Origin of the sequence: Arthrospira sp. PCC 8006 (assembly GCF_046480465.1) — a bacterium.
GTDB lineage: Bacteria > Cyanobacteriota > Cyanobacteriia > Cyanobacteriales > Microcoleaceae > Limnospira > Limnospira platensis.
The window spans coordinates 1-13,065 of the sequence record NZ_PKGG01000150.1 but is presented as its reverse complement, the minus strand read 5'-3'; the positions used below and the strand labels follow the sequence as shown (position 1 = coordinate 13,065).

The 13,065-nt window shown below is 43.3% G+C and carries 19 protein-coding genes and 1 pseudogene; 17 read left to right on the top strand and 3 right to left on the bottom strand.

Annotated elements, in window-relative coordinates; all coding sequences use genetic code 11:
- The coding region (locus B9T16_RS19020; protein ID WP_410245496.1) for a hypothetical protein at window positions 1–238 on the top strand (238 nt) is incomplete at its 5' end.
- Between the two features lie 95 nt (window positions 239–333).
- Here B9T16_RS19020 and B9T16_RS19015 read toward each other — a convergent pair.
- The gene (locus tag B9T16_RS19015; protein WP_410245495.1) at window positions 334–630 is read right to left on the bottom strand and encodes a hypothetical protein; all 297 of its coding nucleotides are present in this window, start codon (window positions 628–630) and stop codon (window positions 334–336) included.
- A 122-nt stretch (window positions 631–752) separates the two neighbouring features.
- Between B9T16_RS19015 and B9T16_RS19010 the strand changes: the two genes are divergently transcribed.
- The 4 genes from B9T16_RS19010 to B9T16_RS18995 all read left to right on the top strand — a co-directional run bounded on the left by B9T16_RS19010 (window position 753) and on the right by B9T16_RS18995 (window position 2,159).
- Window positions 753–1,109 carry a hypothetical protein gene (locus B9T16_RS19010; protein ID WP_410245494.1) on the top strand — a complete coding sequence of 119 codons (357 nt, stop codon included), beginning with the start codon at window positions 753–755 and terminating at the stop codon, window positions 1,107–1,109.
- A gap of 76 nt (window positions 1,110–1,185) precedes the next feature.
- The gene (locus tag B9T16_RS19005; protein WP_410245493.1) at window positions 1,186–1,374 is read left to right on the top strand and encodes a hypothetical protein; all 189 of its coding nucleotides are present in this window, start codon (window positions 1,186–1,188) and stop codon (window positions 1,372–1,374) included.
- Between the two features lie 21 nt (window positions 1,375–1,395).
- Window positions 1,396–1,614, top strand: a complete 219-nt coding sequence (locus B9T16_RS19000; protein WP_410245492.1) for a hypothetical protein — start codon at window positions 1,396–1,398, stop codon at window positions 1,612–1,614.
- Window positions 1,615–1,667: 53 nt separating this feature from the next.
- On the top strand, window positions 1,668–2,159 hold the full coding sequence (locus B9T16_RS18995) for a winged helix-turn-helix domain-containing protein (RefSeq protein ID WP_410245491.1): 492 nt from the start codon (window positions 1,668–1,670) through the stop codon (window positions 2,157–2,159).
- A 277-nt stretch (window positions 2,160–2,436) separates the two neighbouring features.
- Here B9T16_RS18995 and B9T16_RS18990 read toward each other — a convergent pair whose 3' ends face one another.
- Both B9T16_RS18990 and B9T16_RS18985 read right to left on the bottom strand, forming a co-directional pair.
- Window positions 2,437–3,024 carry a tyrosine-type recombinase/integrase gene (locus B9T16_RS18990; RefSeq protein ID WP_410245490.1) on the bottom strand — a complete coding sequence of 196 codons (588 nt, stop codon included), beginning with the start codon at window positions 3,022–3,024 and terminating at the stop codon, window positions 2,437–2,439.
- A gap of 253 nt (window positions 3,025–3,277) precedes the next feature.
- Window positions 3,278–4,192, bottom strand: coding sequence for a hypothetical protein (locus tag B9T16_RS18985; protein WP_410245489.1), 915 nt, complete (start codon window positions 4,190–4,192; stop codon window positions 3,278–3,280).
- Window positions 4,193–4,230: 38 nt separating this feature from the next.
- On the opposite strand from B9T16_RS18985, the gene B9T16_RS18980 reads away from it, so the two are divergent.
- The 12 genes and pseudogenes from B9T16_RS18980 (at window position 4,231) to B9T16_RS18925 (ending at window position 12,945) form a co-directional block, all read left to right on the top strand.
- Entirely contained in the window at window positions 4,231–4,743 is a 513-nt protein-coding gene (locus B9T16_RS18980; RefSeq protein WP_410245497.1) for a hypothetical protein, read from the top strand.
- A gap of 273 nt (window positions 4,744–5,016) precedes the next feature.
- Window positions 5,017–5,622, top strand: coding sequence for a hypothetical protein (locus B9T16_RS18975; RefSeq protein ID WP_410245488.1), 606 nt, complete (start codon window positions 5,017–5,019; stop codon window positions 5,620–5,622).
- A complete protein-coding gene (locus B9T16_RS18970; RefSeq protein WP_410245487.1) occupies window positions 5,619–6,188 on the top strand; it encodes a hypothetical protein in 570 nt (189 codons plus the stop codon). The genes B9T16_RS18975 and B9T16_RS18970 overlap by 4 nt, the downstream gene beginning before the upstream one ends.
- A pseudogene (locus B9T16_RS18965) lies at window positions 6,188–8,032 on the top strand (hypothetical protein). Before B9T16_RS18970 ends, B9T16_RS18965 begins: the two are co-directional and overlap by 1 nt.
- Window positions 8,033–8,034: 2 nt before the next feature.
- A complete protein-coding gene (locus B9T16_RS18960; RefSeq protein WP_410245486.1) occupies window positions 8,035–8,475 on the top strand; it encodes a hypothetical protein in 441 nt (146 codons plus the stop codon).
- Window positions 8,476–8,479: 4 nt separating this feature from the next.
- A complete protein-coding gene (locus B9T16_RS18955; RefSeq protein WP_410245485.1) occupies window positions 8,480–9,454 on the top strand; it encodes a hypothetical protein in 975 nt (324 codons plus the stop codon).
- 27 nt (window positions 9,455–9,481) lie between these two features.
- Window positions 9,482–10,681: a hypothetical protein gene (locus tag B9T16_RS18950; RefSeq protein ID WP_410245484.1), complete on the top strand. Its 1,200-nt coding sequence runs from the start codon at window positions 9,482–9,484 to the stop codon at window positions 10,679–10,681.
- A gap of 146 nt (window positions 10,682–10,827) precedes the next feature.
- A complete protein-coding gene (locus B9T16_RS18945) occupies window positions 10,828–11,196 on the top strand; it encodes a hypothetical protein (RefSeq protein ID WP_410245483.1) in 369 nt (122 codons plus the stop codon).
- Window positions 11,197–11,217: 21 nt separating this feature from the next.
- Window positions 11,218–11,571 (top strand): hypothetical protein, encoded by a 354-nt coding sequence (locus tag B9T16_RS18940; RefSeq protein WP_410245482.1) that lies wholly within the window; start codon window positions 11,218–11,220, stop codon window positions 11,569–11,571.
- A 424-nt stretch (window positions 11,572–11,995) separates the two neighbouring features.
- Entirely contained in the window at window positions 11,996–12,313 is a 318-nt protein-coding gene (locus B9T16_RS18935; RefSeq protein ID WP_410245481.1) for a hypothetical protein, read from the top strand.
- A gap of 124 nt (window positions 12,314–12,437) precedes the next feature.
- On the top strand, window positions 12,438–12,719 hold the full coding sequence (locus B9T16_RS18930; protein WP_006615767.1) for a hypothetical protein: 282 nt from the start codon (window positions 12,438–12,440) through the stop codon (window positions 12,717–12,719).
- Window positions 12,709–12,945 carry a hypothetical protein gene (locus B9T16_RS18925; protein WP_014274413.1) on the top strand — a complete coding sequence of 79 codons (237 nt, stop codon included), beginning with the start codon at window positions 12,709–12,711 and terminating at the stop codon, window positions 12,943–12,945. Before B9T16_RS18930 ends, B9T16_RS18925 begins: the two co-directional genes overlap by 11 nt.
- Window positions 12,946–13,065 lie beyond the last annotated feature (120 nt).

Below are 13,065 nucleotides of genomic sequence, written 5' to 3'. Positions count from 1 at the left end.
CGGCGATTTTTACCCCGGCGCTTGTCCGGTAGCGATGACAAGCACTGGCGGAAAGAACCGCCTAGAGTCTCAAAGCCACCTGGCTTTTTCAACGGCTCTGGCGCTCCTGGGTTTCTTGGATGTCATTACGATACAGGGATGCTGGGGACTTGAACAGGTTTTCGCCAAAATGAGAATTGCTGGATTCGGACAAGTTGAGTTGACCCGTTGCAGTCTCAGATGTTATGCTGATGACTGAACGAGGTAGATTCACGTCGCTCATCTTTAAGTTCCTTTTTACTAAGGATGATGGGGAGGAAGGGGAAACGTTCGGGTTTCCCTTTCCTTTTGGCATCAAGACTTGTGAACTTTGAACACCAAACCAATAGGTCCGGCTATTTGGGGATTCCGTTGGATGGAATCCTCAATTTCTGCTATATAGTGAGCTACCTCCTCATCTGATAAGTTGAACACAGACCTTTGAGCTGTCCGTCTTAGATGCCGTCCGATTTGTTGCTGCCCGTTGGCGGCGACTTGTCGATCTGCCAGCATCCAAGCCAAACAAGTGACCAGGAAAATCCGCTGATGTTTTTTGTCCAGGCGGTGAAACCCGCTAGGCGAATTGGCGGCCTCGGCTTTTGGTTTGACCATAGGCTTTTTACCTATATATAGGGTGTGCTTTTGCGATCGCCTGACCAACCCCAAGGCGATCGCATAAATCTACCAGCTTCCCCGCTCTCAACATCCGGCTTTTTACCTATCGCGCTCGAATAATGGAARACCCGCAGCACGCTGTACGGGGAAAACAAGAAGTCAGTCTCGATGACGTTAACGGAAACAGCCGTCGGGCTACTGGATCAGATGGCTATGGAGCTAAATCTGAATCGGTCCGAATTGGTGGAGCAGATTGCCAGGGGGATAATTTCCAGCCAAGCGGGGAAAGTGTCCCCGGAACAGGCGGGAAAATTCTAGACCTGTTGGAGGAGTTGTTTGCTGGTTTTCATGAGTATGTCAAAAGCCATGAAACTCGATTGGAGGAAAGACTGCAAGCAAACCGAGACTATCAATCTCAAATGAAAAAACAAATGGAGAACATCCGACAGGAGATTCTCCAACAGGTCTCTAAATAAATTGAGCGCCCCTCGTGCCCACGGGGGGTGCTTTCTATTTTGGCACGCTGCTAAACCCTCAAGAAACAAATGGACTATGGCACAACACTTTTCTAACCTTCAAACTGTCACCGGTGAAAAGGCGATCGCTCATAAAGTCACCGATTCCGTCACCCTGGGTGACGCAAAAGTTAAAAATTCAAACGCGCCGTTACGCGCGATCGCTCATAACCCGACCGACACAACCCCAAGCGTTCCCCCGGAAGTGCTGGAACTTCAGTCCTAAGTGCTGGAACTTCAGTCCTAAGTGCTGGAACTACGAGAACTTATCGGGAGGAATTATGCAGCCTTCTGTCAAGTCGCCCGTCATGTTGATGTGGCGATCGCCCTAAATTTTAGCGACCTTCCTTGTACCCATAAGCTCCGGTTGGCTCGTGATATAGCCAAGCAATCCTACGGCAACATTTTGGCTATAAATAGTCGAGTGAGATCTGGGGAAGATGATAACAGGGGGTCAGGCCGATGAGGGAAAAATCTAAGTCACCGAGGCAGCTTTCCGTCATAATATCGTCACCCAGGGTGACGGATTCTGAAAGTGTAGAACCATTCGATCCGGCTTGGGATGATATGGATGTCTTTATGGCGCTGGACAAATGTCCGAATCAAGACCACAAACAACTCGCCCAATCCATTGATATCCCGATATCTCGTGTAGTCAAGTCTCTGGAAAGGTTACGCGAGAAAGGTAAGGTTAAGTATTTGGGATGGGTAGCCGTCACCCTGGGTGACGAAAATTCATCACCGGTGAACACTTCTCAGAGCGATCGCCTAACTGTTCGCTGGAAAGCTAAGTCAACCGCCCAAGACACCAACGGGAATAAATATGCTTACCTATATAGGGGAAAAAAGCAGGTTTGTTACCTTGCCGGCCCCCATCTATCGGAAAAAGCTAAAGCGATCGCCAACCAAGTAGAACAGTGGATCGAGTCCGGCTTGTCTCTCGAAACTATCCTAGAAAAACTTCCCGCACTTAAATCGGGTGGTTGGAAATCCCCAGATAGCAACTCCTAAATTTTCCACAGGGGGAGACTTTACTCCCCCGAAAAATTTTATGATTTCACAGAAAAATCAATGAGCATTTCCCAACCCTAAACAGCGCTATTTGCTACTGTAAAATGGTTAGCGCCGTTGGCTGTGTGTAAGAGTCTTTGATGTTTTAGACAAAATACCAAGCAGCCCGGTTTAGTGCTAAAATTGGCGGAATCTAGGGCAGTTACTTCTCGATCTGTGTTTGGCTAGTAGCACCCACTTTCCTCTGATGTCTGGCAACCTTAAGTCATCGACTGCCTTAGATTTCATCGATCGCGTCTCGGATTTTTTGAGGATCAGCATCAATGTAGCGCTGCAAAGATGCCATAGATTTGTGACCTGTGATAGCCATGATGGTTCTGGTATTGACTCCCTTGTTATAAAGTTTGGTAATGAAAGTGCGGCGGTAACTGTGAAGCGAGTAACCCTCATTTTGTAAACCCAGTTGAGCGATCGCTTTTCTGTGGAAAGAGTCGATCGCTTGAACTGTCACCGGTGAACTGTGATCTGATGGGCTAGGAAAAAGCCAGACACTACCACCAGGTCGGTAGGTTCTCAGAACTTCTCTCAATTTTTGGGAGACGGGAACCTGTCTCACCCCAGCATCTTTCCCAGCCGATCGCTTCCTAGTTTCAGACCGAAAGGTAATTTCTGGTAAGGCAATCTGAGAACTGCCATCGGCGTAGACATCATAAACTTGCAACAACCTAACGGCTCCCACCCGTTCCCCCGTGTATCTCATTATGGAAAGTAAAGTTTGCTGCCAAGGATATTTACAGCGTTTGATTATCTTGTCGGCGATCGCATCAGGAATGATTGATGCTTTACCAATGCGGTTTTTTTTCATGAATTCGTGTCTGTAGGGAATTTCCCCCAGTTGCCTAGCCGACGAGGTAAAGCGATCGGCTTACCTATATGACTATTGTAGGGTTCGGGCGGGGAGAATATTAGTTTTCGCGCCGACTTGGGGGAAAGTTTGGCGGCGAGCGATGGTGGCAGAGTAGCCTCTGAGTTTTTGCCAGCAGGTGAGTGATAGCCCGCCCCCAGAAAAAAATATTAGATAGGCGATCGACTATTCACCAGCAAAATAATTACATCGATTACCAGTATTCGGGCAAATCTACCCCAACAATATTAAATTCTCCCCCCTCTTTTGGATTAGCTAAGTTTGTAGCATAAGTGCAATAGCAGAGGTGGCGATCGGGTTCATCATCTGGCAAGGTGTCAAAAAATAATAGTTGACGACTCATCGTGGGGATAATCGAAAAACCCCCGCCTAGGGAATCAACTGTTGCCACTTCGCTATGGCTTTTCACCCAGTTAATCAAATGGTGAACGTTATTTCCGCCAGAAAATTCCTGTTGATAGACCGCTATATGGGTAAAAGTCATAGCCATGATTTCCCTTGAGCACAAAAACACTTTAACAACTTCACCCGTTCTCCAATACCAGCTATCTGGTGAGTTTATTGTAAAGTTATACATTTGACCGGGGTAAAAAATATCAAACTGACAAAAGAATGCCGCAGCCCGCGCAAACGCACGATATTTATCATTAGCTATAAAATCAGCAGAGTTAACTATGGCAGGAGCCGCCCAAATTATCTCATCGTCTGTCGCTCCAAAAGGTCGAATTAATAAGTCTGGCATTGGCATATCGTCTATTTCTCCTATTTCTTGTCCTAACTCATAATCAATTGCCGTTTCTTGTCTAACCCATATTTCAATCGTTTGAGTTGTGCTTGATGTGGCGAAAAGGGAAATTCCCCCGTCGCTACTATCAAAATAAATCGCATCCTCGAATACTGGTAAAACATTATTGCTGCCATCCCAGCGGATTGAAAATGGGCTTTCCCCTTTGATTAAAATCTCTCGCTTTACCGGGGATGGAGTAGAAGGGACGATTTGCAGTTCATCTCCCGCCACCAGTTCAACCATCCCCGATTTGGAAAATCTATAATAAGCGCCCCCACTGCCACCGCCGCCAGTCGGGCGCATTTCAAACCGAATAGGCATCTATCGTACAATGGAATTAATCACTTCTATTGTCGCATATGAACATCACGCCGGGACTTTATCCCGATTTTTCTGAAACTACCTTAGAAGCCTTAGTTTTAGCAATGGGGCGGCAATTGTTGCAAAGGCAGAAAAACTTAGTTGTTAATATCACCGGTAAAGATATTATGAATCTGACTCTGGATGAGGAGGCTTCTGTTGTCAATCTGAATATTGACGAGTTAGAAGGTTTTATTGATGACGGTGCGATCGCAGTAGTAGAACCATTTCTCGAGGGCTTTCAACCCGGAACGGGTAGCTATCCTTTTAATCAACAAAATCTATGTAGCGCTCTACTGCATTTGGTAATGTATCAACACGCCGCCGAATTTAGCCCCACACTCAACCCCGAACCCGCCAGAAAACATTGTGAGTTTACCATAGGACCTAACACTCGTGGAAGTGGAACTTATCCATTAATACTTACCATCACTTTAACAGACTATCCCGTAATCATTGACTACACTAATGGTATGACTTCAACCGCACAACCATACTTATTGACGCCTTAAATTATGGCAGAAAATCGCTGATCAGAAACCGACACATTTTCATTTGAAATTAATCAAAGTAATGCCAGTAATTATGTTAATGACCCATTAACACTTGGGGCTGTTTCTAGTGCCGTTAATTCAATATCTGCCAATATTGACCCTAGATGGCTATGGCGGGCTAATGCCTTCCTAGAAAGTCTCACCGCCTCAGTTTGGTGTCCAAGTTTTCCCCGGTCTCCTTATCCTGAATTTTACCCAGAGGATTCGGCGGCAGAAAGAGCAGCCAAATTAATGAAATTAGAGAGCAATCATCCTAAATTTGGGTGGCAATTGCTTAGAATAAAAAGCGCTACCGGTTCATGGGTCGAGGCAGCTTGTCCTGTTATTCAAAACCGAGGGAGGCGGTTTTATGTTCCTCTAATTAATCCTTACTTAACAGCAAACGAGGTCAAAATACTTGGCAGTGCTGACCAATTGGGTGTAAGTTTTAAGGATTATGGCAACGGCATATTAGGGGGCGGTTCAATAGCCAGTAATCGCATCTATGACACTCTTTACATCGAGGGAGAATATAGAGTAGAATTAGATTTGATATTGATGGCTAAACGTCCGGCTAATACAGTGATGAATACAGTCACTGTAAGCCCTAATCCCATGTTAATAGCCCCCGCTAATCTAAGCCGTGCTTATTTTGAAATCCAAAATCAGGGAGAAATTGAGCTCCTTTGGGGTTTTGGAACATTGGGAAGTGACGCGATAAGCAATCCATTCAAAATGCCACCCGGCCAGATTTATTATCCGGGTAATGTAGCGGGATTTATACCAACTGACGCGATATGGGCAAAAGTAAAAGAGGGAACGGCAACTGTTCTGATTATGGAGAGTTCTTATCAATGACCACAGCTTTATATAGCAGTGAAAATCCCGATGATTTAAGTTATTTACCAGAGGGAAAATATGAGGTAACTAAAATCAATTTGTGGGGTAGTGATTTGGAGTCAATAATTTACTCTAATAAGGCAATATTCCACCGCCACTTTTTGCTTCCCGGTTCTCCATCTGATGCTTTTCCTTTCATTCGAGAGTTAAAAGCCTTGGCTAATGTTCCCATACAATACAGGACAATTAATGAATTTACGAAAACGGATCGACAAACGGATAAAACGGACTTAAGACGCAGAGATAACTATCGTTTTCTTGTTGAGCAATGGTTAGAGAGAATTGAGTATCTATGCCAAACTTTTGACTTTTTAGAAGTGTTGCCAGTCACTGCCATGTTAATGTCTTGGAGAAGCCCGTATCTGCCTAATGCTTATTTTATGCTAAAAAAACGGGAAACGATTAATTCGGTTTCTTTGGAAGCGATCGAGGCGATGGAACCAGAATGGCTGACTGATAATCGGGTGTTGTCTGAGGAGGGATGGAGGCAATTATTTATTAATTGGGATGAGGAATCTTTGTAATGAGAGAGGTAGAAGAGCGTAGCCGAAGGGTGAAAGACATTGTTAGAAATCGCAACTACCGGCAAGCTATAGATGTAATAGAAAGAGAGGTCAAAAGATTAGAGGCGGATGATAAACCCAGGGCTAGAGTAAGGTTTCCCCGCGACGACTGGGATATTGATATAGACGTTGGGGGAATGGTTGATTTTGCCCGGTCAATGTTGCCCAAAGCAAGCATAGAAGCTGAGGATTTACAGGATGGTGGAACTAGGAGAGGGATAAAAACCGAAAAGATTGGCAGCACGGCTCGCGGATTTGTAGACCTTGATGAGGATGGAAACCCCAAAGGTTTTGGGGGAACAATTGACAGTATCAATGATGCAAATGTCTCGGTTTACCTTGGGGAATGCGAGCAATCGATGAGCGTAACTATTGGGGGGAAAACGGTTACTTTTGCTAGAAATGTTTGTGAAGATGATAAAGACGAGGAAACAGAGGGAGATGAAATTGAGACAAGCGAAGATGAAAATGATCCTAGACCTCCTAAGCTAGATATACCTCGACCTCCGGCTGGATATTCTCGCCAGTTAGGGGAACTCTATCTAGCTAAAAGGTTTCATTATATATGGGGGTGGTATCCAACTTTTACGGAAGCAGGATTAAATTTTATAGCGAAGGGTGAGGGTACAATAACAACAAAATCAGACTTAATAGGCTCTCTTGAATTTCTAAATGAACGTGTTGCGGTCGAGTCTATAACTTTTATGGGAATAGTGCCAGTTTGGGAGACTAGACAGCTTTTTGGGCGTTGGGATAGAAAGCGGTTTAGAGATGTTAAAGTTGGAGTATACTTTAATTATATTAAATCGGTAAGTCAACTAGAATATATCAAGAAATCTCCTACATGGTTTCCCCAGCGTGTATGGACATCATACCCGATGCTTTCACCTTATTATTTGAAATCAGCCCAGCAGATTAATGTTGCGGTGGCTCCGATAGTTTTTAACCAAATAGAACCAGAAACTGGTAACTATATAAGCCATCAACTTTATCAGAGATATATAGACTGGCTCCTTTACCTGGTACCTCTGCCTTATACAGAGAATTTATCTGAACCAGAGCCACCGCCAAGTTTACCAATATTACCAGATGATATGGACAAAAACTGCTGTGAAGAGTTGATTAAGATGACTCGGGAAATACATAAAGCCCTAGGAGTTAGGAAATTGTTAGAGAAGAACTTCCAAGTTCCGTCTAATATGATGATACCAGAAGGCAAAGGTAATCATGTAAATAAGGATTATCTTTAAATCATGTCTGACCTGTTTAAAACCATCGATAATTATGGTTTTGATGCTCCGGTTACTGTTAAAGTTCAGGATACGAATAAAGCCCAAAAAGGCGACCAGTCTATAGAGTTAAAGTTTAACTCGCTGGGGGCTATATTAAAGGCTAAAACTGAACTGTTGATTGAGTTGAAAGGTGATAGTGCTAACCGGTTAAATATTCAGATTCGCCTAGCTTATATAATGACGAGAATGTATCGGACTTTAGCTAAGTTATATTACAGAACGTCGGCGATTTTGGACGGGTTGGGAATTCCTATTATCTCGAAGGTGGTGACTTTACCGATTGAGTTTAATGTGTTTGGTAAAAAACACTGGGGAGCTGGTAAGGGATTCGGTAAGGATAGTAAAAAGGGTCATGAGCCTAAACTTGATTTAAACGATGAAGACACGACAGAAGCTATGTTACCAGATTTATTAGAGATTCATGATTATGAAATAGAGGTTGATGAGTTTAGGTTTAAAAGCACTGACCTTTATGAGATAATTTTGAATATGGCAGCTAAAATGAGGACATAATCGTGACCAAAAGAAATCCCCCCCGTGGTTCTAATCGCCCTCCGAGCGATTCCGGTAGTGGTAGGAAACCACCATCTAAAAAAGATGAAAAAGCCGGGTTAAGAACTGATACCAACAACAGAATAGAGGAAGCGATCGCTGTCTTGGATTTTCGGCTACATTTAGACTATTTAAATATGGCTTCAGCCGTTGGGGGCGGCGACTTTGAAGAGTTTAAACGTTCTTGGTTGATGAATTATTATAATGCGATGACGGAACCGAGGTTTAAAGACAAGCCCAAAAGTCCTCCTAGTAAAACAGAGCGCCCCCGCCTCTTAAAAACTAATGATGAGTTGATGATGAATCGCCAAATCAAATCCGACAATTTGTCATCAAGGGAAAATCTAGCTGAATTTCGCCGAAGTAGAGACTTGTTGCCATTCGATTCTGATAATATAGGTTAAAACTATGTCTAATATTGTAGGGATAGACCAGAGAGAACTAACTTCAACCGCTATAGCTGGCGGTGCAATGTCTTCACAGTGGTTTAATGCTTTTTCGACCCCTTTTTATCAGCAGATTCAAAGTTTAAAAGCCTTTGATTTTAAGAAGTGGGCGGGTAGTGTCAAGGGCGGAGCTTTAGTTATTGCAGAAAACATCAAAAAAGGGAACTGGGGTTTTTTCAAAGAATGGCTACAAGAGGCTCCTCTGGTTCCTAAAGTAGCGGGGCTTTTAGCGGGTGGTTTAATTGCTGGGACTGTGCTGGTTGTTGGCGGACAAGCATTAGGGTTTGTTGGTGCGGGTGTAGGGAGTTTAGTAGCAGCCCACCCGGCTTTGGTTGGCGGTTTTTTAGGGGTAACAATACCTACAGTGATGAGCAAATTGACCCAAGGGGTTTCTCAAGCCTATAACTTTGATTGGGCAGCATCTGACAAGAAAATGATGGACGATTTAAAACAAGCGGCTAATGCTTTATATGTTCCCTTGGGGGAAACAGTCGGGAAATCTTTGGCGGCTTTAGTGGTGGGAAAGGTGGGTAGTGCGGCGGCAACAAGTTTAAGGATTCGGGAAGGTGCGATCGCCGCTATGTGTATGATTAACCCGACTATTAAAGAGACTTTGGTGGATGCGTTATCCTCGCTGAGGTATGCGGTGCAAGAGGTTGTTAAAAAAGCACTGTTTGTTATGACTTACATTAACGCCAGAAAAGTAGCAGCCAAGTTGTTGAATAAGGAAGATACTTGGGGCAAGGAAGGGCAATCACCTTTTATTGTTTCGGAGAAAGTAGAAGAAACTTGGGCGAAAGTTAAAGAAGATGAATATTTTGATTGGGTGAATGAGCAACAATGGGAGGGTATAGAAACAATGACATCTACTTTTTTTGAAACCCTCGGTGAGTTGTTGTCAGAGCAGGGAACTTATGAGGAGTGGATACCGGTATAAATTCATCACCTGAGAGGAGGGATATCAATGGCAGAAGTTGGAAGACTTACTCAGCAAACTTACATCATGATGGCTCGTCAACGGCGTATCACGAAACTATCAGATAAGCGGCCGGAACGAGTCCGAATAGAATTGCAGCCAAACTGGAACGTTTATCAGTTACAACCTGATAGAAAAAACCCAGATTATAAGCTGCTGATGACTGGTTCTGAGTCAGCCTTGGCATTGCAGTTGTCACAACTCGGATGGATGGAGAAGATGATCGAGCATCTTCTCAATGCCAGCGATCTAAAATTCGAGGATTGGTTTGATGCTTGGGCATCGGGTTATCCAGAACTACGCTACAGAGTGAACCCAAAACTCCCCACATTAAGAACTAACTATCCTTCATCTAATGTGAGTAATTCCACTGGGGAAACAATAAGCAAATGGAGGAACGAGGTAGGCTCTCGCCCGGCTTACATTGAATGGAAACCTTCCGCCCGAAAAACAGCAAAAGATGTCGGGCTTCACCGCACAATAGAATATTTTCCCGATCGCTCTCAGAACAAATCAGTTGTCTTGACGGGGAACGACAAGGAATTAATTAGGCAAATCCTGCAAATCCACTACGAGGGTGGGGGTAGCAGTGAGGGAATGGATAGCACTGTTTCGACGGGTATCAGTTACCGGGGCGCTCCCAAGGTTGTGCTGTACTTTTTGGAACGGATCGAGGATGTGGAAAAAGGCTACCGACAATTAGAGGCAAGAGTGGGATTCCGTTTGGTGGGAAAAACAGAAAACCCGAACGGAACTGGCGACTTGTTAACTAAGGCTAACATCAGAAATTTGGCTCAGAGAATTGTCCAGAACTTTCTACAACCCCAACAATTTCGTCTTCACAAGGGTAGAGAATCGGTTAGCTATAGAGACAAGCACCAAGGGTTAGAGTCGTTTGTTTTTGCAACTAGCGCATCAGAGGGGATTAATCTTTATCAGCGAATCTGTCGGGTGATGGAAATAGAATTTGATAACTCAAAGGTCTTTACATCGAGCAACCAAAATCCAACCCAAGCGTTTCCTATTACGCCCCCAGAAGTGACGATATTGGGTAACAAAGTCAAACCACCCCGCCGCCGTCCGGTCGGGCACGTCTATTTTAGAGAGGCGAAATTGTTTTTAGAGATGCTCAACGAGCCTATCCTTCTCTGTGACTACAACGGGCACATATACAAGAATCCCGATTAGAAGACAACCCCAACGATTTTTTTAGATCAAACAAACTCCCTTGTATGTTCGGAAACCCTATAGGTTTCCGTAACTGTTCCACACCCTAAAAATACCTGTTATGAATGTAGTGGTAATCAGTTTTTAAACAACAAAGCAGGTATTCTATGCCCAGTCTAAATAGTTCAAAAATTTATAGCTGGGATGCACCCTCGCCAGGGGGTACGGGAACCATTAAAGTAGCTGCCCGGCTTTCTAATCGGTACGATGGCATTGCTACACATCTCGGAATGACCGCCCACACAGATCCAACAAATGTAAATGCACATATGCTTAAGCCAAATAAAGCGGTGCAGGAGGGTTTCTTAATGAAAATGAGAATTAACTACCGAAAAGACAATAAGTATTTTGGTGCTGATATTTATGTGCCTACAGACAAGGTTACTGAAGCCATCCAAGTGCTACCTAACAAGACCTGGGATGGTACGGGAGTTATAACGTCATGCCGCGATCGTGTACGAGTTGATTACCGTTAAATAATATAAAAGGATTCTGAAATGGCAGCTAGAACGAAAATTTGTCAAATAGGCACAGGAGCAACCGCTAGGGTCTTTCGAGCTAGTAATGTAATGTATACAGCAGATAATGCTGATGTTCTAGGGGTTAGAGAGGCAGAAGTCGCAAATTTAAAAGCCCCACTATATGACACTGCTGAACTAATGCGAACCGGGGAATTAGTAAGGATTAATATACGATGTAGCGCCACAGGAGGCAGAAAAATTAATTATAGAATTTTCTGCGCTGGTGACAAGATAGATGATACTTTATCGTATTACAGAGCGACAGGAAGAACGCTTAATGGTAGGACAGTAGTAGGTGCTGGTTTAGACCGCCGCCAAGTTATCAAGTAAAACATGAGTTTTACGGATGCTTATGGCACATGGGAGGTGATAGCGTCAAGTTATCAGCCAACTCAAGAGTGGATAATTCACAGCTCCCCAGTTACTCAATACTCATTATTGAGGTTTAGATTTTTAACTGATTGGGGGCGGTGGACAAATCCCTATGATGGCTATAGGTCAATGCTGCTTATTCGAGGGCATTATTATAATGATTCTGGAAATTCTGACTGGATAACAGAGCAAAGGACTGTATACGTTACAGAGGAACCGCAACTGATTAATTATCCACCAGTTCAAGAATTTACAGACAACCCCTCGGTGATTAGAAGGTTGGGAGTCCGCCGCCGTTTTTTCAAAAACGCAACATGGATCGAAAATCATCCTACAATGGATCTAAAGTTTGACGTAACAATTGATGCTTTTGTAAGTTAACATGGACATCTCTCTTAATCAATTAATCGACCATTTCCCAGATAACTCAACTTTAAAAACCTTGCTGGTATCATTGGGATCTGAAGCTGAAAACGTAGATGCAGCAGTGGAGCTTTACAGTTTTGTTGAGGCTTTTTACCAAGCCCAAAAAGAACATAACAAATTACCGGAAGCTGCAAAAATAGAAGTGGTCGGATCAGAAGTAATTCACAATTTGGAGTTACTGTCGGACAACCTAGCAAGAAGACGGTCCGAAAGAGCCTTAACATTCTATCTAAAATATGAATTGTCTGGCATTTCTGGAAATTTAGGAATCTAATCGCCCGAAAATTTAAAGCTGCCAGATAATTCGGATTCTATCTGCATTATCTGGTCAAAGCCTTTAAATCAACCTTAGTAAAGTGTGATTAAAAATCCACATCAACAGAGGAGTTAATTCCGTCGTGGATATTGAAATTGAGAAAATTACGGTAATTATAAGTTGGTTACTTTCACTCATTAGCACGGTGTGGTATGTATCAATTCAATACGCAACAATTAAATTACAAGTCCCAAAAAACACCGAAGATATTAACAAAATAGCATCTGGACTTAGGAGACAAATAGAAGATAACAACAGACTTATATGGTTAAACGTAAACCACATGGAAAAATACTTAACCAAAAATCAAGATTATTTTCCGTTAAATATCCAAAACCAAAAATATAAAGATTATGGCGACTGATGTTTTACCAGAATTATTACGGGTAGGAAGTGATGGGGTAGTGATATTTTTAGTGTGGTCTTTGATGAAGCAAAACCAAAAGTTAATAGCAGAGGTCAACTCAAGAGACAATGAATTGATGAAGTTGATTTACAAAATACTTAGCAATGAACAGCCAGGGACAAGAGGTAAACGCGATCGCACAATCAAGCCAAAGCCACAAGAATCCGTTAGGACTTGGGAGTAGAGTTGTCTGTGGCCCTAACGGATAACGGGTTGTCAAGTAGCCATTGCTCCTGGCCACAATCATCATACAGAAAAACTAAAGCGATCGCCAGCCAAGTCAGTTAACTCGTATAAACGCTTC

Excerpts from the sequence above, each read along its gene's own strand:
- B9T16_RS18955 (WP_410245485.1), top strand. The coding sequence starts at position 8,480 with ATGTCTAATATTGTAGGGATAGACCAGAGAGAACTAACTTCAACCGCT.
- B9T16_RS18950 (WP_410245484.1), top strand. The coding sequence starts at position 9,482 with ATGGCAGAAGTTGGAAGACTTACTCAGCAAACTTACATCATGATGGCT.
- B9T16_RS18985 (WP_410245489.1), bottom strand. The coding sequence starts at position 4,192 with ATGCCTATTCGGTTTGAAATGCGCCCGACTGGCGGCGGTGGCAGTGGG.
- B9T16_RS18935 (WP_410245481.1), top strand. The coding sequence starts at position 11,996 with ATGGACATCTCTCTTAATCAATTAATCGACCATTTCCCAGATAACTCA.
- B9T16_RS18975 (WP_410245488.1), top strand. The coding sequence starts at position 5,017 with ATGAAATTAGAGAGCAATCATCCTAAATTTGGGTGGCAATTGCTTAGA.
- B9T16_RS18925 (WP_014274413.1), top strand. The coding sequence starts at position 12,709 with ATGGCGACTGATGTTTTACCAGAATTATTACGGGTAGGAAGTGATGGG.
- B9T16_RS19015 (WP_410245495.1), bottom strand. The coding sequence starts at position 630 with ATGGTCAAACCAAAAGCCGAGGCCGCCAATTCGCCTAGCGGGTTTCAC.
- B9T16_RS18970 (WP_410245487.1), top strand. The coding sequence starts at position 5,619 with ATGACCACAGCTTTATATAGCAGTGAAAATCCCGATGATTTAAGTTAT.
- B9T16_RS18945 (WP_410245483.1), top strand. The coding sequence starts at position 10,828 with ATGCCCAGTCTAAATAGTTCAAAAATTTATAGCTGGGATGCACCCTCG.
- B9T16_RS18990 (WP_410245490.1), bottom strand. The coding sequence starts at position 3,024 with ATGAAAAAAAACCGCATTGGTAAAGCATCAATCATTCCTGATGCGATC.
- B9T16_RS18980 (WP_410245497.1), top strand. The coding sequence starts at position 4,231 with ATGAACATCACGCCGGGACTTTATCCCGATTTTTCTGAAACTACCTTA.
- B9T16_RS18940 (WP_410245482.1), top strand. The coding sequence starts at position 11,218 with ATGGCAGCTAGAACGAAAATTTGTCAAATAGGCACAGGAGCAACCGCT.
- B9T16_RS19005 (WP_410245493.1), top strand. The coding sequence starts at position 1,186 with ATGGCACAACACTTTTCTAACCTTCAAACTGTCACCGGTGAAAAGGCG.